Consider the following 25020-nt stretch of genomic DNA (forward strand, 5'->3'; position numbering starts at 1 on the left):
TTCCGCGTTGTTCGTGATCGGCTGTGTGGCTAGCGTTCCTGCGCCCCCCGTCTCCGGATCTCGCATCGGCATTGATCGGCGGCATCCGATTGGTATGGGCAGACCACTCGGTCCCCCATCGTCACCACCACAAGAAGGGCATTTCCTTGCTCTCAAGGAGACGTCGGGCGGCATCCACCGCCGCCCTGCTGTCCACCACGGCACTCATATCGACCGGATGGCTCACGGCTACCGCGTCCGCCGCACCGTCGGCCACCGGGGCGTCCCATGTCAGACACCTGTGCGCCCACGCCACCACGCCGGGCCACGTGGCGTGCCTCGCCGAGGCGCGCACCGACGTCGTGCAGCACCTGAGCGTCAGCCCGAACACCACTCCGTCCGGTTACGGCCCATCGGACCTGCAGAGCGCCTACAACCTGCCGTCCTCCACAGCCGGTTCGGGCCGCACCGTCGCGGTCGTCGACGCCATGGACGACCCCAACGCCGAGTCCGACCTCGCCGCCTATCGGTCCCAGTACGGCCTCGCCGCCTGCACCACGGCCAACGGCTGCTTCAAGAAGGTGAACCAGACCGGCGGCACGACCTACCCGAGCGCGGACGCCGGCTGGGCCGGCGAGATCTCGCTCGACCTCGACATGGTCAGCGCCGCCTGCCCGCAGTGCCACATCATGCTCGTCGAGGCCTCCTCCACGGACATGACGGACATCGGCAAGGCCGAGAACGAGGCCGTCGCCCTCGGTGCGAAGTATGTCTCCAACTCCTTCGGCGGCCTCGAGGATCCGACCGAGACCACCGCTGACGTCCAGTACTTCAACCACCCCGGCGTCGCCATAACCGTCAGCGCAGGAGACAGCGGCTACGGCGCCGAGTACCCGGCCTCCTCCCCCTACGTCACGGCCGTCGGCGGCACCTCCCTCAGCCGCGCGAGCAACACCCGCGGCTGGAGCGAGTCGGTCTGGTCCAACGACAGCACCCACGGCACCGGATCCGGCTGCTCCGCCGACGAGGCCAAGCCCACCTGGCAGTCCGACACCGGCTGCGGCAAGCGCACCGTCGCCGACGTCTCCGCGGTTGCCGACCCGGCCACCGGCGTCGCCGTCTACGACACCTACGGCGCCTCCGGCTGGGACGTCTACGGCGGCACCAGCGCCTCCTCGCCCCTCATCGCGGCCACCTACGCGCTCGCCGGCACCCCGACCGCGAACAGCTACCCGTCCTCGTACCCCTACGGCCACACGTCGGCGCTGAACGACGTCACCTCGGGCAGCGACGGCACCTGCTCACCGAGCTACCTGTGCACCGCCGGCAACGGCTACGACGGCCCGACCGGCCTCGGCACCCCCAACGGCACCACCGCCTTCGCCGGCGGCGCGGGCACGGTCAACTCGCTGCAGCCGGGCCGGAAGCTCACCGCCGGCCACCGTCTGAGCAGCGCGAACATCACGCTTGCGATGGGCACCGACGGCAACCTGGTCGCCTACCTCAAGACGAACGGAACGAGTAGCAGCGGCCCGGCGATCTGGTCCAGCCACACCTCCGGCCACTCCGGCGCCTACGCCTACATGCAGACCGACGGCAACTTCGTCGTCTACTCGAGCACCGGCAGCGCGCTCTGGTCCACCCACACCAACGGCCACAGCGGCGCCTACTTCCTGGTGCAGGACGACGGCAACATGGTGGTCTACGGCTCCGGCGGTGGGCCCGGCACCGGCGGCTCGCTGTGGTCGAACGGCACCTACACGCGGTCGACGAAGATCGGCTCGGGCCAGAAGCTCCAGGGCGGCTGGTGGGCCCAGACCCAGTACACCCGCCTGGTGATGCAGCCGGACGGCAACTTCGTGATCTACCGCAATCACGACGGCAAGGCGATCTGGTCCACCGCCACCTCCGGCCACTCCGGCGCCTACGCCTACATGCAGACCGACGGCAACCTCGTCGTCTACTCGAGCACCGGCAGCGCGCTCTGGTCCACCCACACCAACGGCCACAGCGGCGCGTACGGCCTGCTGCAGACGGACGGCAACTTCGTCGTTTACACAAGCACCGGCGGTCCCGGTAAGGGCGGCGCCCTGTGGGCCAGCAACACTCGGTCGTACGTGCCCTGAGTCGTACGCTCTTGAAAGAAGGGTGATGACCTGGGAAAGCCCAGGTCATCACCCTGATCACCACCGGCTGGCTCGCCCCCTCGGTGGGGGCCGACACGAAAGAGCCCCTCCCCGGCGGAATCGGGGAGGGGCTCAAGCCCTGTGAGGGCGGTTGTGGCTGGGGCCGGGGTCGAACCGGCGACCTTCCGCTTTTCAGGCGGACGCTCGTACCAACTGAGCTACCCAGCCGCGGTGTTTCACGTGAAACACCAGCGGTCCTGACGGGATTTGAACCCGCGGCCTCCACCTTGACAGGGTGGCGAGCACTCCAAACTGCTCCACAGGACCAAGCTTGCGTGCAACAGTGTCGCACACGGTATTGCGTGCCCCCAACGGGATTCGAACCCGTGCTACCGCCTTGAAAGGGCGGCGTCCTAGGCCGCTAGACGATGAGGGCTATCGGCCCGCCTGGGCGCTTCTCAGCGCGTCGGGGACGTGAGAAGCATATGGGATGGCGGGGAGTATCGCCAAAACGGTTTACGGCGAGGGCGCCGACGAGGTGGGGGAGGAGGGCGAGGGGGTGCCCGGGGAAGGTGTGGTCCTCGGTCGGTTCTCGTCCGCCAGATGGCGGCTGACCTCGGCCGTCGTCTCGCCGAGCCCGCCCAGTTTGATCGCGTCCCAGGCCTGGAGACGGTGGCTGTCGCGGTCGAAATAGAGGATCGAGGCCTCGATGGGCGCGGGGTACCTGCGCTCCAGCGCCCGCAGCCCGCTTCCGCCCGTGGAACCCTCCATGCGCAGCCGGGTGCCGTAGGGCAGCCTCTCGTCCCCCTCGTGGTGCAGATGGCCGCACAGCACCAGGGGCACCGCGCCGTCCGCCTCACGGGCCGCCGACGGCTCATGGGCGATCGCGACATCGACCGGGGTGCCGGCCGCCCGCTGGTCGCGCAGGGCGCTGGCCAGCCGGTCGCCTGCCAGTTGCTCGGCCGCGTTGCCGCCGGGCACCACCGAGCGGTCGGGGGTGAACTGCGGGTCGCCGATGCCCGCGAAACGCAGGCCCGCGACCGTCTGCGCCCGGCCGTCGTCCAGAACGTGCACGTTCTTCATCCGCTCCAGATAGCGCTGGGTGATCCGGGAGTCGTGGTTGCCCCGCACCCAGACGTACGGCGCTCCCAGGTCCCGGATGGGGTCCAGGAAGCCGTTCTCCGCCGCCGTACCGTGGTCCATCGTGTCGCCGGAGTCGACGATCACGTTCACCTTGTACTGCTCCACCAGCGAGGCGATGATCTTCCAGCTCGCCGGGTTGAGGTGGATGTCCGACACGTGCAGGACCCGGATGGTGGAGGGATCCGGCTGGTAGGCCGGGAGCGTGGAGGTGACGTCGTAGAGCTTCGTCACATTCGTCACCAGGCGGGCCAGCTCCTTCTGGTAGACGTCGAACTCGGTGACGATGCTGCGCGCGTTGCCGACCACCGCCGGTGCCGAGGTGAGCAGCCCGGAGAACTTCGGTTCCATGACCGACTTCGGGTTCCAGGTGGCGTATGCGCTCGCCCCGGACGCGGCCAGCAGCGCCAGGGCGAGGCCGCCCGCGGCCAGGGCGCGGCGGGGGCTGCGATAGACGGCGAGCCCGAGGGCCGAGGCGCCGGCCACCACGGCGACACAGGAGCGCAGGGCCAGGTCCAGTGTGTCGTGCTCGACGTCCCTGGCGACCTCGTCCTGGAGGCCGGAGATCCGTTCGGGGTGGTCGACCAGGGCCTGCGCGCGTAGCGGATCCAGCTGGTCCACGTTGACGTCCAGGCGGAGTGGGGCCACGTGGCTGTCCAGGGTGAGCGCGCCCAGCGGCGAGACATTGATCTTCGTACCGCCGGTGAGCGAGGGGCGCAGTGCCATCGTCGTGTTCATCGGGCCGACCGGGGCCCGTACGTTTCCGACGATCAGCAGGCCCAGCCAGGCGCCGACGAGGACGACAGCCGTGAGGCCGAGGGCGCGGAGCCAGGGGCGGGGGCGGGCGGCGAGTTCCAGCGCGGGGAGCCTGCGGGTGCCGCGGCGGCGGGGGCGCAGCGGGATCGTCGTACTGCGCATGCGGTTCGTCATGCTGCGGAGGGCTGCGACGGAGACGCGGACCATTGGTGCCGTATGCCCATGTACCCGGGCGGATATGCGGTGGCGCACCGCTCTCGTACTGGCCCTCGTACCGGACAATGACCCTGTGCTGGAGATGACGCGTGAGGAGTTCGAGGAACTGGTCGCCGAGGCGCTCGACCGGATCCCGCCGGAGCTGATGCGGCTCATGGACAACGTGGCGGTGTTCGTGGAGGACGAACCGCCCGCTGACGACCCCGGGCTGCTCGGACTGTACGAGGGCACGCCGCTGACCGACCGGGGCGAGTGGTACGCGGGGGTGCTGCCCGACCGGATCACCATCTACCGCGGGCCGACGCTGCGGATGTGCGAGTCGCGCGAGGACGTCGTCGTGGAGACCGAGGTGACCGTGGTGCACGAGATCGCCCATCACTTCGGCATCGACGACGCCCGGCTGCACACCCTTGGGTACGGGTGAGACAGCCCTGGTATCGGTGGGCGCCGAAGGTGACGCGGGCGTGGCCGGGCGGCCGTGCGGGGCGCGTGGTCGCGCGGGGATGCGTGCGGGGCGCGTGTCCTCTTGCGGGCGGCGGGAGTTGGGGAGGTTGACTCCTTTCCTTGCCTCCGGAGGTGGCCGCCGTGCGCCCCATGTCCGTACCCGTCCGGCTCACCGTCACGGTGCTGACCCTCGCCGCTGCCGCCGGCTGTGTGAACGTGGGCGACGACGCGGGCCGGACCAGGCCCTCGCACTCCGCGGGGCGGCACGGGGGCGAGGGGTCCGACGGCGGTTCGGTGGACGACGGCGCCGGCCCCGGCGGGCACGACGGCGCGAGGGGTGACGGCGAGCACGAGCACGGCGGCAAGAAGAAGCCGGGAGAGGAGTCGGCCTCTCCGTCGGCAACCGCCTCGTCCGGCGAGGGCAGCTCGCCCGCGGTCCCGGCGAAGCCCGGCAAGCCCGGCGGGACCGTCGCCCCCGGCGGCCCGGCGCCGACCAACGCCCCGCCGACGCCTCCGGCCACCTCCGCCCCGCCCCCGCCGCCCGCCTCCACCCCGCCACCTGCGACCTCCGAGCCCCCGTCGGCCGAGCCGTCCTCCTCGGCCCACGAGGGGCCGGGGACACAGCTCGTCGAGCGCGAACCGGCACCGGAGCCCGGGGCGGACGTCGCGGCGTGATCTCCGGACGCACCAAAGGCACGGCTCACCTGCGGATATGGAGCCGGTTTGCCTTCAGGGGCAGTGAGTGCGTATGGTGGCAGATCGTTTGATCCCATTTGCCCGGCGCCACCACAGAGCGCGCCGTGTGGCGCGTACTCTCCTTTGCCGTGGCGGACCGCATCGAGGCGGTCGTGAGCGAATCACGGAGTTGACGGGCGCGTGCCGACGAGACTCCGGAAGGTTTCGCATTCGCATGTCCGTGTCCAGTACTGATCAGTTCGTCGTGTCCGAGAACGAGCTCAACGAGCTCGATGAGCTCGACAAGGAGCTCAACGACGCGACGGCCGAGATCACCGAGGCCCCCGAGGCCGCTGACACCACCCCCCAGACCACCTTCGCCGACCTCGGCCTGCCCGAGGGCGTTGTGCGCAAGCTCGCGCAGAACGGCGTGACGACCCCCTTCCCGATCCAGGCCGCGACCATCCCGGACGCCCTGGCCGGCAAGGACATCCTCGGCCGTGGCCGCACCGGCTCCGGCAAGACCCTCTCCTTCGGTCTGCCGACCCTGGCCCAGCTGGCCGGCGGCCGCACCGAGAAGAAGCGGCCCCGCGCCGTCATCCTCACCCCGACCCGCGAGCTGGCCATGCAGGTCGCCGACGCCCTCCAGCCGTACGGCGACGTCGTCGGCCTGAAGATGAAGGTCGTCTGCGGCGGCACCTCGATGGGCAACCAGATCTACGCCCTGGAGCGCGGCGTCGACATCCTGGTCGCCACCCCGGGCCGGCTGCGCGACATCATCAACCGCGGCGCCTGCTCCCTCCAGGACGTCCAGATCGCCGTCCTCGACGAGGCTGACCAGATGTCCGACCTGGGCTTCCTGCCCGAGGTCACCGAACTGCTCGACCAGGTTCCGGCAGGCGGCCAGCGCATGCTCTTCTCCGCCACGATGGAGAACGAGATCAAGACCCTGGTCGACCGCTACCTGAACGAGCCCGTCCTGCACGAGGTGGACGCGGCCCAGGGCGCGGTCACGACCATGTCGCACCACATCCTCATCGTGAAGCCCAAGGACAAGGCGCCGGTCACGGCCGCGATCGCCTCCCGCAAGGGCCGCACGATCATCTTCGTCCGCACCCAGCTGGGCGCCGACCGCGTCGCCGAGCAGCTGCGCGAGGCGGGCGTGAAGGCCGACGCGCTGCACGGCGGCATGACCCAGGGCGCCCGCACCCGCACCCTGGCCGACTTCAAGGACGGGTACGTCAACGTCCTCGTCGCCACCGACGTCGCCGCCCGCGGCATCCACGTCGACGGCATCGACCTCGTCCTGAACGTCGACCCGGCCGGCGACCACAAGGACTACCTGCACCGCGCCGGCCGTACGGCCCGCGCGGGCCGCACCGGCACGGTCGTCTCCCTCTCCCTGCCGCACCAGCGGCGCCAGATCTTCCGTCTGATGGAGGACGCCGGCGTCGACGCGGCCCGCCACATCATCCAGGGCGGTGCCGCCTTCGACCCGGAGGTCGCCGAGATCACCGGCGCCCGCTCCATGACCGAGGTCCAGGCCGAGTCCGCCGCCAACGCCGCCCAGCAGGCCGAGCGCGAGGTCGCCCAGCTCACCAAGCAGCTGGAGCGCGCCCAGCGCCGTGCGACCGAGCTGCGCGAGGAGGCCGACCGGCTGGTCGCCCGGGTCGCCCGCGAGCGCGGCGAGGACCCGGAGGCCGCGGTGGCCGAGGCCCAGGCGACGGCGGCGGAGGAGCTCGCGGCCGTGGCCGAGGAGCCGGCGCAGCGGGAGACCGAGCGCGAGGAGCGTCCGGCGGCTTCGGCACCGTACGAGCGCCGGGAGCGGCGCGGCTTCGACCGGGACCGGGGTGAGCAGCGCGGCGACCGAGGCTTCGAGCGCCGTGAGGACCGTGGCGGCCGTGGCTTCGACCGCGACCGTCGTGACGACCGCCGCCCCTTCGACCGTGACCGCCGTGACGACCGTGGTTTCGAGCGTCGTGACGACCGGGGTGGCCGTGGTTTCGAGCGTCGCGAGGACCGTCGTCCGTTCGACCGTGACCGCCGTGACGACCGGGGTGGCCGTGGTTTCGAGCGCCGTGAGGACCGTGGCGGCCGTGGCTTCGACCGCGACCGCGCCGAGCGTCGCGACGACCGTCGTCCGTTCGACCGTGACCGTCGCGACGACCGCGCCGACCGTGGTTTCGAGCGTCGTGACGACCGCGGTGGCCGTTCCTTCGACCGCCGTGACGACCGTGGCGGCTTCCGCCGGGACGAGCGCGGCGGGCACCGGGGCAGCGACCGTCCGTTCAACCGCGACCGCCGCGACGACCGCCCGGGCTTCCGCACCGGCGGCCACGAGCGTCCCTACGGCCGCCGTGACGACCACCGCGGCAACGGCTCCTCCTTCGGCCGCCGCGAGGACAAGCCGCGCTGGAAGCGCAACGGCTGACGCCGCGTCCCACGAGGGTGACGGCTGACGCCGAGTGACCCGACAAGGGCCCGTACGACCCCGGTCGTACGGGCCCTTCGGCATTGTCCTGCGGGCAACCGCTACCGCTGCAGCGGTAGCGGCAAGGGATGGTTCGCCGCCCACGTGAAGATCGGGACCGGCCGGCAGGGCTGCAAGGTCTCTTCTGAGAGGCGTCTTGCAGGGGCTTTTTTTGGCCATGTTGTGACGCATGTCACGCCTTCAGTAAGGGAATTGCTGGGGGCATGACAGATGACGCGAGAGTGAGCGGGCAGCAGGAAGTGTCCGGCCCGTCCGGCCTGTCGGACGAGGAACGGCTGGCCCAGCTCGGTTACACCCAGGTCCTCGCCCGCCGGATGTCGGCGTTCTCGAACTACGCCGTCTCCTTCACGATCATCTCGGTCCTCTCCGGCTGCCTGACCCTCTACCTCTTCGGCATGACCACCGGCGGCCCCGCGGTGATCACCTGGGGCTGGGTGGCGGTGGGCCTGATGACCCTGTTCGTCGGCCTGTCGATGGCCGAGATCTGCTCGGCGTACCCCACCTCGGCGGGCCTGTACTTCTGGGCGCACCGCCTCGCCCCACCTCGCTCGGCGGCGGCCTGGGCCTGGTTCACCGGCTGGTTCAACGTGCTGGGCCAGGTCGCGGTGACCGCCGGCATCGACTTCGGCGCGGCCTCCTTCCTGGGCGCGTACCTGGACCTCCAGTTCGGCTTCAAGGTGACTCCGGGCCGCACGGTCCTCATCTTCGCGGCGATCCTGATCCTCCACGGCCTGCTGAACACCTTCGGTGTCCGGATCGTCGCGTTCCTGAACGACGTGAGCGTGTGGTGGCACGTGCTGGGCGTCGCGGTGATCGTCGGCGCGCTCGCCTTCGTCCCCGACCACCATCAGTCGGCGACGTTCGTGTTCACGAAGTTCGTCAACGAGACGGGCTGGGGCAGCGGCACCTACGTCGTCCTGCTCGGCCTCCTGATGGCCCAGTACACCTTCACCGGCTACGACGCCTCCGCCCACATGACCGAGGAGACCCACGACGCCTCCACGGCGGGCCCGAAGGGCATCGTCCGCTCGATCTGGACGTCCTGGATCGCCGGCTTCGTGCTCCTGCTCGGCTTCACGTTCGCGATCCAGTCGTACGACAAGGAACTGGCGTCCCCGACGGGCGTGCCCCCGGCTCAGATCCTCCTGGACGCGCTCGGAGCGACGACGGGGAAGCTGTTGCTGCTGGTCGTGATCGGCGCCCAGCTCTTCTGCGGCATGGCCTCGGTGACCGCCAACAGCCGCATGATCTACGCCTTCTCACGCGACGGCGCGCTGCCCTTCTCCCGCGTCTGGCACACGGTCAGCCCCCGCACCCGCACCCCCGTGGCCGCGGTCTGGCTGGCCGCGCTGGCCGCCCTCGTCCTCGGCCTGCCCTACCTGATCAACTCGACGGCGTACGCGGCGGTGACCTCCATCGCCGTCATCGGCCTCTACATCGCGTACGTCATCCCGACCTTCCTGCGGGTCCGCAAGGGGGCCGCCTTCGAACGCGGGCCCTGGCACCTGGGCCGCTGGTCGGGCGCGATCGGCGTGGTCTCGGTGCTGTGGGTGGCCGCGATCACCATCCTCTTCATGCTCCCGCAGGTCTCCCCGGTCACCTGGAAGACGTTCAACTACGCCCCGGTCGCGGTCCTGGTCGTCCTCGGCTTCGCCGCGACCTGGTGGCTGGCCTCGGCCCGCCACTGGTTCCTCGGCGAGGAGCGGACCCGGGCCCCGGAGCTGGTCGAAAAGTGACCATCCGGAGCCTTGCTCCCCTCCCGACGCGGCCGCGTCACCGATACTCGATCGGAGACACGGCCGCGTCCGGCTATGCTCGGACAGGCAACATCGCCTGGGCCCTTAGCTCAATTGGCAGAGCAGTGGACTTTTAATCCATTGGTTGTGGGTTCGAGTCCCACAGGGCCTACGGGTTGCAGGCGGGGGATATGGCCTCCGACCTGCTACGCAGCGTCCGGGTCGGCTTCGGCTGACTCGGGCGCTGAGTCGTTTTCGGGCTCGTGCGTGAGCGATGCGTGAGCGGATGCGCCCGTGGCCTGCGGAACGTGCTTGGGCCCAGGGGCGGTGGATACCCCGTAGGTACGGGGTCAGGTCTCCATTGGACCGTTCGGCAGGCGGTGTGCTCGGCGCGGATGAGTCTGCCCGGCGCCACATTCCCGGTTGCCGGCGACGTACGGTGAAAGTACCGAGGGCATCACGCACTCCGGCTGTCCTGTCGGGTCGTCCTCGGCGAGAGACGAGACCCGGGCCTCCCGAGCGGACGGTGCGGAGACGGGTCGGCATCATGGCCACGGCGAGCACAGCAACTCCGCGACCCTCCCCGGTTATCGCCCTTCCCTGCCGAGGGGCGGCGTGACGGTCGTGCAGCGGCTGGACATTCACCGGCGTGACCGGGGAGAGCGGGCCCTCGTCACGCTCGTCGGCGCGATCGGGCCGGCCACAGCGCCCTTGCTGCGGACCGCGTTGGAGCAGTGCCTGCGCGACGGCGTGACCGGCATCGATGTAGATCTCACCACGGTCGGCTCCTGTGACTCCAAGGGCCTGGACGTCTTCCTGACGGCGTCGCAGCGCGCGGACCGGGTGCATGCTTTCGTGCGGCTGCACCATCCGTGCGCGCAGATCACCCGACTTCTCGCCGTCACCGGCTCCGCCTCCCTGCTCAGTGAGTTGCCGGGAGCGTCTCCATCGGCCGACGAGCAGCAGGGCGGCGACCCTGCCAGTGCACCAGTCGTGAAGGACGGGATCCGTCTCCGCCGCCTGACCCGCTGGCAGGCGGAGGACATGAGCGAGGACATCGCCGACCTGGCCGTGCAACCCGTCGCGGGCTTGTCAGCGAGCGCGGACCGGGCGCGGGGCGACTTCTTGGGGCGGCTTGCCGTCAGCGCCCGACGGCCCGGCTTCGCGCTGCTGGTCGCCGAAACGACCGTGCTGGTGGGGTGCGCCTTCGGATTCCCGGTGGGCCCCGGTGTCCGCTCGGACCGGGGGTTGCAGGAGAGCGTCCAGCGGCTCACTGGCTGTTCCCGGTTCCTGCTCCTCACCCAGGTCGTGGCGCATCATCACGCCCAACACCGAGACATCGGTCGCCGTCTGCAAAAGGCATTCAGCCGAGCCCAGCGCTCCCAGATCCGCGCCGAAGACCGCACCGCCCACACCCTGCGCCTCGCAGCCCGCGACATCGTCCACACCGCCACCGGCCCCGACGGCAGCGCACTCGCCGCACTGCTCGCCGGTCTCGTCTGGGCCGCCATCGTCGCCAGACGCTGGCACGAAGCGAAGAACCACGTCCACCAAGCCGAAGCGGCCCGCCAGGCAGTCCAGCACCTCCAGACCGCCGCCGACCACGCCCTCACCCCCACGCTCACCGAACTCGCAGCCCGGCCCCCAAGGGCACAAGTGCGTGGCGTCCTGGCCAGCGACGTACGAGCGGCAGTCCCCGACCACGCCGAGCGGATCCTTACCGACCCGGCCTGGCCGGCACTCGCCACCGTCCTCGCAGACGCCGAAGCCCGCGGCCACCAACCCCACCAGCTCCTCAAGGAGGCCGCCGCCCAACGCGAACTGACCACCGCCCGCCAGCCCGCCCGCGTCATGATCACCCGCATCCAGCACACCGGCCGAAACCCGGCCCCCAACCGCCGCGCCGAAGCCGCCCGTCGACGCTCGACCATCGCGGGCTCGGTCGGCACTTCCCAGAGCCGTGGTCACCAGATCACAGCTGCGGCATCGACGCTCACCGAACATCAGCACCGGCAGCGTCGGTAGGGACCAACACTGCCTGCCTTCCGGCGACATAGCTGTCAACGCTGATGCCCTCGCTCCTTCTTGGTGACGAGGGCATCAGCGATTCCTGCGGTTTTGCCGCGCTAGGCGACCTTCGCTTCACATGGGACGCCTGAGGCATCAGCCCGCGCGACGCGCAACAGGGCGGCACAAGCCAGGACCTCGACCAGGTGCTCGGCCAGGAGCCCGACGTGCGGGTCCGGCTGGATTAGGGCGGTGACATGGCCACGGGCGGTGCGCTCCCTGGCCCACTCGTGGTCGAGGTTGGTGAAGTCGTCGTCGATCCAGATGGCGGGCGCGTCGCCGAGCCAGGCGTCTATGTGGTCGCGTTTCCACAGGTAGCCGTTGGGGTGGCTGGTTGTGATCTGCGGGCGCGGCAGCTCGACGTGTGGCAGGGGCGGGAGGCCGAGGAGGGGGCCGATGAGTGTGGTTGCGTCCTGGCGCCAGCTGGAGCACCAGACGGGGGTGACCAGGCCGGTTCGGATCACGTGCATGAGCAGGGGGCCGTGTGCTGGGTTGAGCCAGATGGTGACCGGGTTGTCTGCGGTCCGGCCGGTGGGAACGACGTCGTGGCGCGTGTGGGTGTCGGGGCCGGCTCCTTCCGGGTCCGGGAAGGGGATGAGGACGCCGTCGACGTCGAGAAGCAGGTAGGGCGGGCGCATCGGGTTCTCCCAGGGGGCCGGGGGCTGGGGTCAGAGCTTGCGCGCGGTGATCAGCAGGGTGGTGGGCCAGAGGCCGTGGCGGGCGTCGTGGAATTCCTGGGCTGAGGCGAGCCAGAGCCCCGCTCGTCCGAGGTGCTTCTCCCAGCGGACGGCGTCGAACTCCCAGCGCGCGATGGGCAGGCGTGTGCGGTCGGGGAGGGTGACGTAGTCGCGGCTGGGCCGGTCGTCGGCGGAAGGGTGCTTGCCGCCCCGCTGGGGGTGGGGGACGGAGAAGGCGAGGGTGCATCCGGGTTTGAGGTGCTGGGCGATGGCCGGGAGCAGAAGCTCGGGGGCGACGAGGCCGATCGCTCCGAAGACGGAGTAGATCGCGTCGAAGCGCTCGTCGGAGGCTTGCAGGTAGTGCAGGGCGTGTCCGGCGACGAAGGTGAGGTTGTTTAGCCGTCCGTAGTGGGAGCGGGCTCGGCGGACCTGTAGGCCGACGAGGTCGACGCCGGTGACGTGGGCGCCGTAGCGGATGGCGAGGTGGGCGGCGTTGTGGCCGGGGCCGCAGCCGAGTTCCAGTAGTCGCTTGCGGCGCAGATCCGGTGCGAGGATTTCGGCGCCGGGTCCGCTGCCGGGCCGTGTGGTCCATTCCATGCGCGCGGGGACGGACAGGGGCTCGGCGGGGGTGGCCGTGGTGCGCTGGAGCGCGTGGACGTACCAGGGGGACGCCTGGGCGAGCACGTCAGACCTCCAGGAGGTGGAGGACGTCGGTGAGATGGCGGCGTACGGCCTTGATGTAGGCGGGGTCGGTGGCCGGGTCGTTGATCCAGCGGATGGACTGCTCCATGAACCACTCGACGGCCCAGACGCGGTGCCAGCCCAGCGCCCACTTCTCCGCCGGAAGCCCGCCACGCTCGGCGAGGGCGTCCGGGGTGCCGCCCTCGGTGACGTACGTCTCCAGGGAGACCCGCAGACGTACGGGGTCGGGGTCCTCGATGGTGCCGTGCCAGCTGGCGAGGTCGAGCAGGCCGGGGCCGGTGAAGGCGCGGGCGAAGTCCAGCAGGCGCCAGCCGCGTCGGCCGATGTGGAGGCTGGTGGGGTGGAACTCGGAGTGCACCCAGCCGAACGGGCCGACCGTGGCGCCGGCCGAGCGCGCTTCGGCGGCTTGGGCGATGCGGTCGAGAGCGTCCTCGATGTCGTGGGTTTCCTCCCACCGGTCCGCCTTCCGTAGGTGGCCGAGGTGTTCCAGGGCTCGCGCCGGGAGGTCGCGCAGACCTTCCTGATCGAAGACAGGCAGGGCCGCGGCCGTGCGGGTGCGGTGCAGGACCACGGCTGCGGCGGCGCCGTCGAGGTCGTCGGCTTCGCGGATGGGAGCGCCGAGGTCTTCCAGCAGCATCCCGAGCCAGCCGTCCAGGACTGCGGAGGCGTGAACGGAAGGGACGGGGACGCCGTGTGTTTTTGCCAACCGGAGTGCCTGGTCCTCCCTGTCGAAGGGCCTTCTGGCGTACTTGAAGATGGTGGTGCTGCCGTCGGTGAAGGTCAGGCGCTCGACGCCGGACATGGACCAGACGCGCACCTCCTCACGCGATGCGCAGGTCTGGTTGGCGAGGGTCAGCAGGTTGTCCAGGAGTTCGGCGTTGAGGGTCGCGTCCATGAAGGGCTCTCCAGTGCGGTGGGGGCATCCGGGGCGGGCGAGAGGTGCCTGCCCGCCCCGGAGCCTGGTGTGCGGTGCTGGTGCTACGCGGCAGGGCTGACGCGGTGGGCGTAGACCTGCTCGATCCAGTCGGCCTTGAAGGCCGCGAGGTCGTCGCGGAAGGCGGTCATCGAGGCACCGTAGGGCGCGACGACGCCGCCGGCCTGGTCCGGCACGGACTGGCAGCCGTGCACGAGCCGACCACCGAGGGCAGCGTGGGCTTTGATTGACTCGATGCGGCGGTGCTCGTTGAACCAGCCGCCGTGGTAGATCTCGTCCAGCATCCCGCCCATCTCGTCGTCCAGGTCGAAGACGACCGAGGTGGCGGCGGGGAAGAACCAGCACGGGCCGACGTTGGAGATGTGCCCGTCCAGTTCGACCTTGTTCAGTGCCATCAGGGTGGCCGCCTCGCGGAGCATCCGAAGGTGCTCGGCGGTGATCTGCGGCAGGCCGAGGCCGGCGAGGTGTTCGTCGCGGAACAGGTAGGCGTACACCTCGTAGGCGGTGGACAGTACGCGGGCGGCGTCCGAGCTGGACTCGCCGTGGGCCTTGATGAAGTCCAGGGCGAGCTGCTCGACTGCGCTCTCGGTGGTTTCCTCCACGTTCAGGAGCTGGGACTTGACCAGCTCCCAGTCGGCGACGAGCCAGGTGTTGGACTCGAAGCGGAAGAAGTGCTTGGCCGGGTTGATGGTGATGCGCCGGCCGTCGACCTGGATGCCCGGCAGGCGGTTCCAGCGTTCGTCGAACGCCTGGGGCAGCTCGACCGTGATGGCCGTGGTGTCGATGGTGGTCACCGTGTCTCCGTCTCTGATCGGCCGGGTTCGGGCGCAGGCATGGCTGAACCCGGAGCGGTGGTACGGAACTTCGGGGAGCCGCCCGGCCGAAGGGGGGAGCCTGGTCGCGGTGTCGGACCGGGCCGGGGCGGCTGATATTCAGTGAACACGCCGTCACGCACAGTGGGTACGGTGAGAGGCAGTCGAAGCGGTATACGCGGTTTACAGCTCCGGAGCGGAGGCGATCGTGGCAACGCAGAGAGAAACCAACTCCCGCCTGCGCGAGACCATCGAGGCGACGGGCTGCACCTACGAGGCTCTGGCGAAGGACATCCGACGCATAGCTGCCGAGAACGGCGAGACCCTCCAGACCAACAAGTCGGCTGTCTCCCATTGGGTGAACGGCACCCGCCAGCCGACCGGCCGAACCGCCCGGTACCTCGCCGAGGCACTGTCCCGGCGAGCAGGCCGCACGATCACTGAAACGGAGATCGGTCTCCGCGGAAGCGAGGTACCGACCGAGCAGGCTGACCCCGTCCTCGCCGCGACCGACCTGGGCCGCGCCGACGTCGAACGCCGACGCTTCCTGGCCGTGGCCGCCTTCACCGCAGCCGGCGTCGCCATGCCCCTTGCCTATGACCACGAAGCCACAGCGCGCATGCTTCGAGCCCGCACGGGGGGCTCCCTGGTCGGCGCGGAGGACGTGGACGTCGTACGCCAGATCACCGCAGCTTTCAGTGCTGCCGACGAGCGTCTCGGTGGCGGCCATGGGCTCACCACCGTCACCGCGTATCTCGCCGACACCGCTGCCCCTATGCTTCGAGGGCGGTTCCCTAACGAAGGCTTACGCCTGGCATCCTTCGGAGCGGTCGCAGAACTCGCCTACCTCGCAGGGTGGAAGCACCACGACCTCGGCCAGGAAGGTGCCGCTCAGCGCTACTACCAGGTCGGCTATCAGCTCGCCTGCGAGGCCGACCCGCACGGTCACGCCGCCTGGATGATGCGCGCCCTCGCCCACCAGGCCCTCAGTCTCAAGCAGCCCCACCACTGCGTCGACCTCGTCGAGGGCGCACTGATCCGCGGCCTGGGCCGCGTCGACGGCCAGACCGAGGCGCTGCTCCACATCACCCACGCTCGCGCATACGCCGCTGTGGGCGAGAAGCCGGCAGCGGCCCGCGCCCTGCTCGCCGCCGAAGATGCCCTCCTACGCGAAGACGGCCCACAGCCGAGCTACTCCCGCGTCAGCGGCCCCGCCGCCGGCACGGTCGCCAGCCACACCGCCCGCACTCTGACCGACCTCGCCGACCACGTTGGCACCGAGCAGCAACACCGCGACGCACTGGTGCGCTGGGATCCCGAGAAGTACAAGCGGGTCCACGCCCTCACCTACGCCGACCTGGGCGACAGCCTCGCCGCCCAGGCCCGAGCCGACGAAGCCGTCGCCGCCTGGTCCCAAGCCTTGACCCTGATGGAGGGCATGACCTCCGACCGCACCCGCAAGGCGATCAGCTCGCTTCGCTCCACCCTCGCCGTCTACCAGCGCCGCAGGGTGCCTGGGGCGGCCGAACTGGCCCGCCGCGCACGCGAAGCACTGGCCTAAGCTGCCCACCAACCGGCCGACGAAGGGACACCAACCGTGGCTCAGCCGAACACCGACGACCAGCCCAAAGCCCTCCCACCCGCCCTCGAATCCATGACCCTGCTGGTCGCCGCCGTCATCGTCCACGACAAAGCCACCAACCGCGTCGTCCTCCTCCAACGCAGCCAGAACGCCAAGTTCGCCCAGGGCATGTGGGACCTGCCCGTCGGCAAGAGCGAGCCGGGCGAGCCGATCACCGAGACCGCCGTACGCGAGCTGTACGAGGAAACCGGCCTAACAGTAAAGCCTGAGTCCCTGAAGGTCGCCCACATCATCCACGGCGCCTGGGGCATCGAAGCTCCCAACGGGTTCCTCACCGTTGTCTTCGCCGCCCATGAATGGACCGGTGAACCGGAGAACCGCGAGCCACGGAAGCACGCACAGGTTTGCTGGACGGACGCCGACGCCATCCCGGAAGACTTCGTGGACACCACTGCCAGTGCCCTCCGCCGATATCTCACCGGCGGCCCCCAGGTATCGCTGGACCGGTGGAAGTAGTGACCAGCACGGCGTCACCGTGGGCCGACGGAGCCGCGGCCGTGGCCCGGGCCCTGTGCGCGCAGATCGATGCCCAAGCCCGGATGGCCGGGCACGACCTCGCGTCCGCGGGAGGCGGCATCGGCACAGCGCGATGTTCCTCGCCACCGGCCCCGGCAAGACCTGGAAAGACGTCCTCGGCTACCAGAACCTGTGGGCGGTCGACCTCCGTCTCGGACAGTCCGAGCAGATGGGCGTGCACCATCAGGTTCTGCCGGCCCGCGCGATCGAGGCCGTCCTGGTCCCCTGGATCTCCCAACTCGGCCTGCTGGCCCTGACCCTGTGGCTGGCCCGGCAGCTGCCTCCGGTGGCGGCACTCGCCGCCGGGTTCAGCGCGGGCGTCCTGGTCCGCATTGACGGGGGGCCAGCAGCGTGACCGTACGCGCGGTGCGCACCACATGCGCCGCGCCGGCCGCGAAGGACACGGCCAGGGACGCCAGCGGCACGATCGAGGCCGCGAGCATCAGCTGGGCGCCGACGGCCGACAGGACCTGTGCGGGGTCGGCATTCGTGATGCCGTTGCTGATGCCCCAGGCGATCGGCGCCCGCCAGGGCAGCGCCTGGCGCAACGGGCTGTGCGGCAGGTAGGGAACGGCCATGGCCAGCAAGGGGGTCAGGGCTGTCCCCACCGCCAGGACGAACCGTTCGCGCGGAGGTAACCGCACCGTCAGGCGGCGCAGCAGATGCCACAGGCCGACGGTGACCAGCGGACACCATGCGGCGAGCATCACCTGCGGGTAGCCCAGCCAGCTCGGATTCATGCGGTGTCCTCCGGCGGGTCCGCCGGTGCGTCGACGCCGGCGGGCGGGTCGCTTATGTCGGCCAGCAGGGCACGTACCTGCGCGAGCTGCTCGGCGTCGCCGCTCACCGCGCGGACGAAGTTCGCCACGGCGAGATCGCCGAATCCGTCCACCACCTGACGCACCTGCTCGGCGGCCACGCGCTGCTCGACCTCGCGCCGGGACTGCCGCGGCCAGTAGACGTACTGGCGGCCTTCCTTGCGTCGGGCGAGCAGGCCCTTGATCACGAGGCGCTCCATCACCGTCTTCACGGTCGTGTACGCCTGGCCGCCGTCGAGGTCGCGGGCGCATCCGGCGACGTCCGTCTCGCCCTTCGACCACATGACGTTCAGGATCGCCAGTTCGAGCGAACCGAAGTGAGCCGCCAGCCCCTGGCGCCCTGCGTCCCCACCCGATGACATGCTACAGAGAATAGCAGTTCGCTGTTCCGGGCGACAGGATTTCCCGAAATCCCGTTCAGTACTCGCCGATCGACCCCTCGCGCCGGGCCCGGGACATTCCGGCGGCGAAGGTGGCCACCCCGACGGGCAGCATCACGGCCGCCCAGAGCGCCATGTGCGCCAGCGACGGCGCCACCTGCGCCAGGTCGGCGTCGACCAGCAGCGACTTGCGTATCCCGTCCAGCGCCTGGGTGGTCGGCAACACGTGCGCCACGAGCGGTGGGCGGGGGAGTCCGACCGGGGCGAAGATCTGCACGGCGTGGTGGACAGCCTTGTCCGCCTGGTCCTCGACCAGCGCGAGTCCGCCCGTGCCCGCAAGGACTGGGCCACCGCCGACGCCATCCGCGACCAGCTGAACCAGTCGGGCCTGGTCATCGAGGACAGCCCACAGGGCCCGCGCTGGACCCTCGGACCCGGTGCTGCCCGCGCGGGCCAGGTGTGAAGACCGCCTCCGCTTCCGGAGGCCGCACGCGCCGGGGTCGCAACCCAAATCCCCCGTAGGGCTGCGGCCCCGGCGCATCCACCCTGCAGCTCGAACCGGCCATGCCCCACCGGTCGACGGTGTTTGCCCACCTCAGAAGTAGGTTTCGGCCCATGGCGCTCGCCGATGAAGCGACGGACCGCGTCACTTCCCGTGGGACCGCCCGCCCCTGCTACTCGCTCCTCAGGGCCTTTGCCGTCCTCGCCCTCGCCGCCCACCCCGCGGGCAACAGGGCTCCCGCCGTGGCGATCACCAGGCCGCCCAGTACCAGCGCGGCCAGCACAGGCGGTGAGTACACCGCCATGTCCGCCTTCGGGAGGGTCGTGCCCGCTGCGCGGCCCATCGCCGGCAGTACCCACTGGTGCAGGGCCACGCCGACCGGCACCCCGACGGCACCGGCCGCAAGCCCGATCCCGGCCACCGAGGTGAGCACCATGGCGACGGTCTGCCTCGGCGACATGCCGAGCGCTTTGAACACCCCGAGGTCGTGGACGCGTTCGCGGGTGTCCAGCAGCACGGTGTTGAGAACACCGAGCCCGGCCACCGCGACCAGCATCAGGGTGAACATCGCCACCAGTCCGTCCATGGCGATGATCGTCGGGTTGACCCTGTCGCCGGACGGGAGCACCAGGATGCCCGGCGGTTGCAGGGCTTTCCCCAGCGAGTCCGCGTAGGCCGTGGCATCGGTGCCGGGCTTCAGGTCGATGTCGAACTGCACCGTCTCGGAGGGGATGCCGAGGCGGAGGCCGGCCAGGGAGGAGCTGTCGGTCAGCATGACCATGCCGCCCTCGCGGACGTCCATGTCCTCGCCGACGATCCGCACCGCCGCGCGGCGGCCGTTCGCGGTGAGGGTGACGGTGTCGCCGACGTGCGTTCCGGTGGCCCGCAGGAAGCCGTAGGGGACGACCGCCTGGCCGGGGCCGTGGAACCAGCTTCCGGAAACCAACTGGTAGGCGCCCCAGGAGGAGTTGCCCGCGTAGCCCCGATAGGCGGTCACGTCGACGGAACCGGTCAGACCGGCCACCCGGACCTGGGTCTGTTCCGTGCTGAAGTACCGCCGGGTGCCCGGCTGCGCCGCGATCTTCGAGGCGATCAGCGCCGGATCGACCGTGTCCGTCGACCCCTTGCCGGTCAGTGGTGCGATGTCCTGGACGGTGACCGCGCCCGCGTCCCTGCGGTCGAGCCCGTTCTGGACGCCGTTCACCGAGATCGCCAGGCCGGTCCCGAAGGTCACCCCGACCGTGCCGAAGACGACGGCCGCCGCCACCGTCGCCGAACGGGCGGGCCGGGCGAAGGGACCCGCCAGCCCCAGGCTCAGGGCGCGAGGCAGCGACAGCCCGGCCAGCCGCCGCTGGACCGCCCGGCCCCGGGCCGCCTGCGGGGTCCGGCCCACGGCGAGCGCCTCGACCGTACGCAGCCTTCCGGCGCGCAGCGCGGGGACCAGGGCCGTCGCCACGACCACGGCCAGCGCGACGGCGGGTACGACCAGGTCGATCCACGGTGCGACGGCCAGGGAACCCGTGCTGTAGGCGCGCTGGGCCTCGTGCAGGGCCGGGATCGCCATCAGGTTGCCGAGCACGACGCCGAGAACGCTGCCGACCGAGGCGGGGATCAGCGCCTGTGCGACGTAGGCGCGGACCACGTGCGCCGGGGCGAAGCCCAGGGATTTCAGGATGCCGATGCGCCTGGTCGCCGAGCCGACCGCGCCGCTCACCACCGTGCCGATGACCAGCACCGACATGACCAGGCTGAGCACCCCGAAGGCGACCACGAAGGGGACGAAGGTCGCCTCGGTGCGGTTCGCGGACCGTTCGGTCTGAAGGTAGGAGGAGGCCCCGGTCAGCGACCCCGGCGGCACGGCGGCCTCCACGGCCTTGCGGTCGGCGGTGACGTCGGCATCGGTGGAGGCGCTGCGGAAGCGGTAGAGCATCTGCAGACCGGGCCTGCTGCCCCGGGCGGTCAGGGACGTGAGCTGCGCCGGAGAGACCCAGGCGTCCGCGGTCGCGGTCACCGACCGGGCCAGTCCTACGACGGTCAACACCGGCTTGCCCGGCAGATCCGGGAGGGACAGCCGGTCGCCCAGGCCCAGCGGTGTGTTCCGGTCGCCGAGCACGATCTGTCCGCTGCCCGCGGCCCAGTGGCCCGCGGTGAGCACCAGGTCGTCGACCGCCCCTGCGGTGTCCGCCCGGCCGACCACGCTCAGCTCGGGCATGACACCGCCCACCGGCAACCCCGACCTGTTGGCCCCGGCCCGCGGGGACAGCGACAGCACCGGGTAGGGGCCGGCCGCGGCGGTCACCCCGGAGACGTGTGCGGTCGCCGCCACCCGCGCGGCAGGGGCCCCGGCCGGGTCGAACCAGGCGGTCAGCTGCGCCCCGCGCTGCTTGGCGAAGGCATGCTCGAACGGCGCCCGCGAGGCAACCAGCAGTCCGGTCGCCAGCACCGCCGCGGCCACCGCCATCGTCGTGGTCAGCACCATCACCAGGGTCTGCATCCGGCGCCGGCCGACACCGGCGCGGACCACCCTGCCCAGCGCGCTCATCCGGCCACCGTCCGCACGACGTCGCGGGCGATCCGGCCGTCGACGAGTTCGACGGTGCGGGTCGCGCAGGAGGCCGCCAGCGCGGTGTCGTGCGTGACCAGCACGATCGTCTGCCCCTCGCGATTCAGCTCGGCCAGCAGGTCCCGGACCTCCACCGCGGAGGCGCTGTCCAGCGCACCGGTCGGCTCGTCGGCCAGCAGCAGTCGCGGACTGTTCATCAGCGCCCTGGCCACCGCGACCCGTTGCCGTTCACCGCCGGAGAGACGGCCGGGGAAGGCGCGCGCGTGCCGGGCGATACCCAGGCGCTCCAGCAGGCCGGTCGCCCGGTGCCGGGCCAGGGCGCGCGGTCGGCCCGCCAACTGGGCCGGCAGCAGCACGTTGTCCGCCACGGTCAGGTCGTCCAGCAGGTTGAAGAACTGGAAGACCATCCCGATCCGTTCCCTGCGGTACCTCGCCAGCTCGGCCTCGCCCAGCCCGTCCAGGCGGAGTCCGTCCACGGTGACGGTGCCCTCCGAGGGCCGGTCCAGCCCGGCGATCAGGTTGAGCAGGGTGGACTTGCCGCTGCCCGAAGGCCCGAGGACCGCCAATGCCTCGCCGGGGTTCACTTCCAGGTCCAGGCCGGCCAGCGCCGGGGGGCCGCCGTCGTACTTCTTGCTCGCGTCGCGGATCTCGATGATCGGCGCGGTCACGGGTCCTCCCACGTGTCGGGGCGACGACCGGGGCACCGCTCCTGCGGTGACCGTCGTAGCCGCCGAAGAAGCTAGGGAGAGACGGGAGTTCGCCGACACGGGGCTGAGCGGGGTCTTGGCGGTGTAGCTGGCTACATCCCGCTTCCGGGGCCCAGGACCGATGCCGGGCGGTACGGCCGGCTCGCACACTGGTCCGGAGCGACAGGGGAGGAGAGCGGACGTGAGCGGTAGTGCGATCAGCCCGGGCAGCGGGCCTGGACCCCGCAGCCCGTACCACGGCGTGCGGGGGGAATCGGAACCGGAACCCGAGCCGTCCCGGATCGGCAGGGGCGTCCTGGCGACGGTCCGGCTGGCCGCGGTCTGGGGCGTCAGCCTGATCGGGGCCGCGGCCCTGCTGGCCGTCCCCGGACTGCTCGCGGTCGACCTGCTGGTCCGGGCGTGGCAACCGCCGGCCTCCGCGATGACGAGCGGCGCCAGTAAGGACAGGTACCACTTCTGGCTGTTGACGGTCCTCGCCCTGCTTCCCTGCGCGGTGCTGGGGGCGCGCCGGCTTGTCCGCGGCGGCAGGGCGGGCCGGGTCGGCGAGGGCGTCTTCGGGAAGGGCTGGGCGGCGCTGCTGGTCCCGCCGGTCCTGACGCTGGCCGCCCTGGCGGTCCGTCACGGGCCGCTGCCCGGCGGCGACCACGGCGTCGTCTGGCTCAGCTTGCCGCTGCTCCCCTGCAGCCTGCTGGGCATGCGCTGGGTGGCCGGGCTGCACCGGAGGATGGCGGGTTCGTGGTGCGGGGTGCCCGTCCCGGTGCCGTACCGTGCCGCGCCCGCCACCGGCGGACGATCGCTGTGGGGGCGATCCCGGCTGTGGGCACGTTGGCTCCTGACCGACCCGGCGACCTGGCGGGACCTGCTGTGGACCTCCTTCACCGGAGGCGTGGGCTGTGTCCTCGCCGCGCTGCTCGCCATCCCCCTCTACGTCGCGGCTCAGATACTCGGCACGTTCCTCGGTTCCGCCACGCTGCAGCCCGCCAACGCACATGTGTTCCTGGCACTCCTCACGGTGACGACGGCGTTTCTGACGGCGCTGCCGCTCGTGCTGTGGGCCGCGCCCCGGCTGATGTCGGCGTACGGCCGGTCGGCCCGCTATCTGCTGGGCCCCAGCCGACAGGAGGAACTGGCGCAACGCGTCGACCACCTGGCGCAGACCCGGTCCGACACCCTCGACGCCGGGGCGGCCGAGATGCGCCGGATCGAGCGCGATCTGCACGACGGCGCGCAGGCCCGGCTGGTGGCCATGGGCATGGCCCTGGACACGGCGGAACACCTGTTGGCCACCGACCCCGAGGCGGCGCGGAGCATGCTGGCCGAGGTCAAGGCGTCCTCGGCGCGGGCGCTGGCGGAACTGCGTGACCTGATCCGCGGCATCCATCCGCCGGTACTGGCCGACCGGGGCCTGGCCGACGCGGTGCACGCACTCGCCCTCGACCTGCCGTACCGGCTGCACTTCAGCTCCGACCTGCCGGGCCGGGCGCCCGCTCCGGTGGAGTCGGCGGCCTACTTCACGGTGAGCGAGCTGCTGGCCAATGTGACCAAGCACGCGGAGGCCCGGCAGATATGGATCGAGATCGGCCATGACGGCGGTGCGGCCACGGGTACGCTGCGGATCACCGTCACCGACGACGGCCGGGGTGGGGCCGATCCCGCGGCCGGCACGGGCCTGCGCGGTGTCGAGCGTCGCCTCGCCGCCTTCGACGGAGTGCTCGCCGTCAGCAGCCCGCCCGGCGGTCCGACCATCGTGAACATGGAGATCCCGTGCGCGTTGTCATCGCCGAAGACCTCTTCCTCCTGAGGGACGGCCTGACGCGTCTGCTGGAGGCACACGGATTCGAGGTGGCGGCGGCCGTGGACAACGGCCCGGACCTGCTGGCCGCGGTGGCGGCGGAGAGACCCCACGCGGCGATCGTGGACGTACGACTGCCACCGACCTTCACCGACGAGGGCCTGCGCGCCGCACTGGAGGCCCGCCGGCTCACCCCCGGGCTTCCGGTCCTGGTCCTCTCCCAGTACGTCGAGCAGCTCTACGCCCGTGAGTTGCTGGCCGCCGGCCATGGCGGCACCGGGTACCTCCTCAAGGACCGGGTGATGGACGGCGCCCAGTTCATCGACGCGGTGCGGCGGGTGGCGGCAGGCGGCACCGCGATGGACCCCGAGGTGATCGCCCGTCTGCTGGCCCACAACTCCGCCGACGGCCCCGTGGCCGCGCTGAGCCCGCGCGAGCGGGAGGTGCTCGCGCTGATGGCGGAGGGGCGCTCCAACGCTGCCATCGCCCAGCACCTGGTGATCACCGAGCGGTCGGTGTCCAAGCACACGGCCTCGATCTTCACGCGGCTCGGCCTGCAGCCCTCCGACGACGACAACCGGCGCGTCCTCGCGGTGCTGGCGTACCTCAACCGCTGAGGGCGCTCCTGCCGACTCGCCAGCGAAACCGTCCCACACGGTCAGGAGGCGACGATGCCGATGCCGTCGCCGAGCAGTTTGAGGCCGAGGACGAAGAACAGGACCGCCATGACGGCGACGTTGTGGCGGGTGGCCCAGTCCCGCCAGTTGCCGAGCACGCTTTTCGCCCGTTCGCCCATGAGCAGGTAGACGGCGAGCGGTGCGAGTACGCAGACCGAGGCAATGAGCACGAAGACGGCGAGGGCGCCGATCTGTTGCGGGAGGGGGATTCCGGCCGAGCTGATCGAGGCACCGGCGGCGATGGTCAAAGGGGCGTTCTTGGCGTTGGCCGCCGACAGCGCGAGCCCGAGTCCGAGGATCTTCAGCGGGGTGAACCGGTCGATCGCCGCCATCCACTTCGGCAACTGCGCCTGGGCGGGGTCGGCGGGGCGCCGACGCCACAATCGGGCGCCGAACAGAACCAGGAGCAGCCCGAGGGCGAGTTTCAGGGCCCCTACCCAGGTGGCCGGGTGCTTGTGGGTGGAGGCACTGCCCGAGCCGCCCACGGCGAGCATGATCGCTCCCAGGACGGCGAGGCCCAGGACCCAGCCGAGGGCGAAGAGCGGGCCGTTGAGGTGACCGCGGGGCGTCGCCAGGATGAGGATGATCGCCACGATGGGCAGGGGACTGACGGCGACACCGGCTGCCAGGCCCAGCACATCACCGACAGCGTGTCCCAAGGCGGCCTC

Annotated in this window: 22 protein-coding genes, 4 tRNA genes and 1 pseudogene; 13 read left to right on the top strand and 14 right to left on the bottom strand. The window is 71.0% G+C overall.

Features of this window, described 5'->3' with window-relative positions:
* The first annotated feature begins 146 nt into the window (after window positions 1–146).
* On the top strand, window positions 147–2105 hold the full coding sequence (locus ACZ5NH_RS17525) for a hypothetical protein (RefSeq protein WP_468776096.1): 1959 nt from the start codon (window positions 147–149) through the stop codon (window positions 2103–2105).
* Window positions 2106–2259: 154 nt separating this feature from the next.
* On the opposite strand, the gene ACZ5NH_RS17530 is transcribed toward ACZ5NH_RS17525, so the two are convergent.
* From ACZ5NH_RS17530 to ACZ5NH_RS17545, 4 genes are all read right to left on the bottom strand, one after another.
* Window positions 2260–2333: transfer RNA gene (locus tag ACZ5NH_RS17530), tRNA-Phe, on the bottom strand.
* Between the two features lie 24 nt (window positions 2334–2357).
* Window positions 2358–2432: transfer RNA gene (locus tag ACZ5NH_RS17535), tRNA-Asp, on the bottom strand.
* Window positions 2433–2468: 36 nt separating this feature from the next.
* Window positions 2469–2541, bottom strand: a tRNA-Glu gene (locus tag ACZ5NH_RS17540).
* Window positions 2542–2621: 80 nt separating this feature from the next.
* Window positions 2622–4175, bottom strand: a complete 1554-nt coding sequence (locus ACZ5NH_RS17545) for a metallophosphoesterase family protein (protein WP_468776098.1) — start codon at window positions 4173–4175, stop codon at window positions 2622–2624.
* A 115-nt stretch (window positions 4176–4290) separates the two neighbouring features.
* On the opposite strand from ACZ5NH_RS17545, the gene ACZ5NH_RS17550 reads away from it, so the two are divergent.
* From ACZ5NH_RS17550 to ACZ5NH_RS17575, 6 genes are all read left to right on the top strand, one after another.
* Window positions 4291–4641, top strand: coding sequence for a metallopeptidase family protein (locus ACZ5NH_RS17550; RefSeq protein ID WP_388622413.1), 351 nt, complete (start codon window positions 4291–4293; stop codon window positions 4639–4641).
* Window positions 4642–4811: 170 nt separating this feature from the next.
* Window positions 4812–5336: a hypothetical protein gene (locus ACZ5NH_RS17555; RefSeq protein WP_468776099.1), complete on the top strand. Its 525-nt coding sequence runs from the start codon at window positions 4812–4814 to the stop codon at window positions 5334–5336.
* A 235-nt stretch (window positions 5337–5571) separates the two neighbouring features.
* Window positions 5572–7767, top strand: a complete 2196-nt coding sequence (locus tag ACZ5NH_RS17560) for a DEAD/DEAH box helicase (protein WP_468776101.1) — start codon at window positions 5572–5574, stop codon at window positions 7765–7767.
* A 263-nt stretch (window positions 7768–8030) separates the two neighbouring features.
* Window positions 8031–9563, top strand: a complete 1533-nt coding sequence (locus tag ACZ5NH_RS17565; protein WP_468776103.1) for an amino acid permease — start codon at window positions 8031–8033, stop codon at window positions 9561–9563.
* A 99-nt stretch (window positions 9564–9662) separates the two neighbouring features.
* Window positions 9663–9735: transfer RNA gene (locus tag ACZ5NH_RS17570), tRNA-Lys, on the top strand.
* Between the two features lie 443 nt (window positions 9736–10178).
* Window positions 10179–11588, top strand: a complete 1410-nt coding sequence (locus ACZ5NH_RS17575; protein ID WP_468776105.1) for an STAS domain-containing protein — start codon at window positions 10179–10181, stop codon at window positions 11586–11588.
* Window positions 11589–11689: 101 nt separating this feature from the next.
* On the opposite strand, the gene ACZ5NH_RS17580 is transcribed toward ACZ5NH_RS17575, so the two are convergent.
* The 4 genes from ACZ5NH_RS17580 to ACZ5NH_RS17595 form a co-directional block, all read right to left on the bottom strand.
* Window positions 11690–12268 carry an HAD domain-containing protein gene (locus tag ACZ5NH_RS17580; RefSeq protein WP_468776107.1) on the bottom strand — a complete coding sequence of 193 codons (579 nt, stop codon included), beginning with the start codon at window positions 12266–12268 and terminating at the stop codon, window positions 11690–11692.
* Between the two features lie 30 nt (window positions 12269–12298).
* Window positions 12299–12991, bottom strand: coding sequence for a class I SAM-dependent methyltransferase (locus tag ACZ5NH_RS17585; protein ID WP_468776109.1), 693 nt, complete (start codon window positions 12989–12991; stop codon window positions 12299–12301).
* Between the two features lies 1 nt (window position 12992).
* Window positions 12993–13904, bottom strand: coding sequence for an aminoglycoside phosphotransferase family protein (locus ACZ5NH_RS17590; protein ID WP_468776111.1), 912 nt, complete (start codon window positions 13902–13904; stop codon window positions 12993–12995).
* Between the two features lie 83 nt (window positions 13905–13987).
* Window positions 13988–14737 (bottom strand): hypothetical protein, encoded by a 750-nt coding sequence (locus ACZ5NH_RS17595; RefSeq protein WP_468776113.1) that lies wholly within the window; start codon window positions 14735–14737, stop codon window positions 13988–13990.
* A gap of 226 nt (window positions 14738–14963) precedes the next feature.
* On the opposite strand from ACZ5NH_RS17595, the gene ACZ5NH_RS17600 reads away from it, so the two are divergent.
* The 3 genes from ACZ5NH_RS17600 to ACZ5NH_RS17610 all read left to right on the top strand — a co-directional run bounded on the left by ACZ5NH_RS17600 (window position 14964) and on the right by ACZ5NH_RS17610 (window position 17268).
* A complete protein-coding gene (locus ACZ5NH_RS17600; RefSeq protein WP_468776115.1) occupies window positions 14964–16316 on the top strand; it encodes a helix-turn-helix domain-containing protein in 1353 nt (450 codons plus the stop codon).
* A 36-nt stretch (window positions 16317–16352) separates the two neighbouring features.
* Entirely contained in the window at window positions 16353–16853 is a 501-nt protein-coding gene (locus ACZ5NH_RS17605) for an NUDIX domain-containing protein (protein ID WP_468776117.1), read from the top strand.
* A 133-nt stretch (window positions 16854–16986) separates the two neighbouring features.
* Window positions 16987–17268, top strand: coding sequence for a hypothetical protein (locus tag ACZ5NH_RS17610; RefSeq protein WP_468776119.1), 282 nt, complete (start codon window positions 16987–16989; stop codon window positions 17266–17268).
* Here ACZ5NH_RS17610 and ACZ5NH_RS17615 read toward each other — a convergent pair.
* Genes ACZ5NH_RS17615 through ACZ5NH_RS17625 form a run of 3 tightly spaced genes read right to left on the bottom strand, consistent with a single transcriptional unit; the run spans window position 17222 to window position 18337 of the window.
* Window positions 17222–17653 carry a hypothetical protein gene (locus ACZ5NH_RS17615; protein WP_468776121.1) on the bottom strand — a complete coding sequence of 144 codons (432 nt, stop codon included), beginning with the start codon at window positions 17651–17653 and terminating at the stop codon, window positions 17222–17224. The genes ACZ5NH_RS17610 and ACZ5NH_RS17615 overlap by 47 nt on opposite strands.
* Window positions 17650–18093, bottom strand: a complete 444-nt coding sequence (locus ACZ5NH_RS17620; protein ID WP_468776123.1) for a BlaI/MecI/CopY family transcriptional regulator — start codon at window positions 18091–18093, stop codon at window positions 17650–17652. The genes ACZ5NH_RS17615 and ACZ5NH_RS17620 overlap by 4 nt, the downstream gene beginning before the upstream one ends.
* Before the next feature lie 55 nt (window positions 18094–18148).
* Complete coding sequence (locus ACZ5NH_RS17625; RefSeq protein ID WP_468776125.1) at window positions 18149–18337, bottom strand: hypothetical protein; 189 nt, start codon at window positions 18335–18337, stop codon at window positions 18149–18151.
* 12 nt (window positions 18338–18349) lie between these two features.
* On the opposite strand from ACZ5NH_RS17625, the pseudogene ACZ5NH_RS17630 reads away from it, so the two are divergent.
* Window positions 18350–18574 (top strand): annotated as a pseudogene (locus ACZ5NH_RS17630) (CysS/YqeB C-terminal domain-containing protein); the annotation flags it as partial.
* Window positions 18575–18785: 211 nt separating this feature from the next.
* Here the strand turns inward: ACZ5NH_RS17630 and ACZ5NH_RS17635 are convergent.
* Window positions 18786–21155 carry an ABC transporter permease gene (locus tag ACZ5NH_RS17635; protein WP_468776127.1) on the bottom strand — a complete coding sequence of 790 codons (2370 nt, stop codon included), beginning with the start codon at window positions 21153–21155 and terminating at the stop codon, window positions 18786–18788.
* Window positions 21152–21844, bottom strand: coding sequence for an ABC transporter ATP-binding protein (locus ACZ5NH_RS17640; protein ID WP_468776129.1), 693 nt, complete (start codon window positions 21842–21844; stop codon window positions 21152–21154). Before ACZ5NH_RS17640 ends, ACZ5NH_RS17635 begins: the two co-directional genes overlap by 4 nt.
* 220 nt (window positions 21845–22064) lie before the next feature.
* Between ACZ5NH_RS17640 and ACZ5NH_RS17645 the strand changes: the two genes are divergently transcribed.
* Window positions 22065–23684 carry a sensor histidine kinase gene (locus ACZ5NH_RS17645; RefSeq protein ID WP_468776131.1) on the top strand — a complete coding sequence of 540 codons (1620 nt, stop codon included), beginning with the start codon at window positions 22065–22067 and terminating at the stop codon, window positions 23682–23684.
* Entirely contained in the window at window positions 23648–24292 is a 645-nt protein-coding gene (locus tag ACZ5NH_RS17650; RefSeq protein WP_468776133.1) for a response regulator transcription factor, read from the top strand. The genes ACZ5NH_RS17645 and ACZ5NH_RS17650 overlap by 37 nt, the downstream gene beginning before the upstream one ends.
* Before the next feature lie 41 nt (window positions 24293–24333).
* On the opposite strand, the gene ACZ5NH_RS17655 is transcribed toward ACZ5NH_RS17650, so the two are convergent.
* On the bottom strand, window positions 24334–25011 hold the full coding sequence (locus ACZ5NH_RS17655; protein ID WP_468776135.1) for a GAP family protein: 678 nt from the start codon (window positions 25009–25011) through the stop codon (window positions 24334–24336).
* Window positions 25012–25020 lie beyond the last annotated feature (9 nt).

The sequence above is a fragment of the Streptomyces sp. NPDC031426 genome (assembly GCF_055581585.1).

What these genes read in the sequence shown, in the direction of transcription:
- ACZ5NH_RS17545 (WP_468776098.1), bottom strand. Translation starts at nt 4,175, where the DNA reads ATGACGAACCGCATGCGCAGTACGACGATCCCGCTGCGCCCCCGCCGC.
- ACZ5NH_RS17555 (WP_468776099.1), top strand. Translation starts at nt 4,812, where the DNA reads ATGTCCGTACCCGTCCGGCTCACCGTCACGGTGCTGACCCTCGCCGCT.
- ACZ5NH_RS17560 (WP_468776101.1), top strand. Translation starts at nt 5,572, where the DNA reads ATGTCCGTGTCCAGTACTGATCAGTTCGTCGTGTCCGAGAACGAGCTC.
- ACZ5NH_RS17565 (WP_468776103.1), top strand. Translation starts at nt 8,031, where the DNA reads ATGACAGATGACGCGAGAGTGAGCGGGCAGCAGGAAGTGTCCGGCCCG.
- ACZ5NH_RS17580 (WP_468776107.1), bottom strand. Translation starts at nt 12,268, where the DNA reads ATGCGCCCGCCCTACCTGCTTCTCGACGTCGACGGCGTCCTCATCCCC.
- ACZ5NH_RS17590 (WP_468776111.1), bottom strand. Translation starts at nt 13,904, where the DNA reads ATGGACGCGACCCTCAACGCCGAACTCCTGGACAACCTGCTGACCCTC.
- ACZ5NH_RS17610 (WP_468776119.1), top strand. Translation starts at nt 16,987, where the DNA reads ATGTTCCTCGCCACCGGCCCCGGCAAGACCTGGAAAGACGTCCTCGGC.
- ACZ5NH_RS17615 (WP_468776121.1), bottom strand. Translation starts at nt 17,653, where the DNA reads ATGAATCCGAGCTGGCTGGGCTACCCGCAGGTGATGCTCGCCGCATGG.
- ACZ5NH_RS17620 (WP_468776123.1), bottom strand. Translation starts at nt 18,093, where the DNA reads ATGTCATCGGGTGGGGACGCAGGGCGCCAGGGGCTGGCGGCTCACTTC.
- ACZ5NH_RS17635 (WP_468776127.1), bottom strand. Translation starts at nt 21,155, where the DNA reads ATGAGCGCGCTGGGCAGGGTGGTCCGCGCCGGTGTCGGCCGGCGCCGG.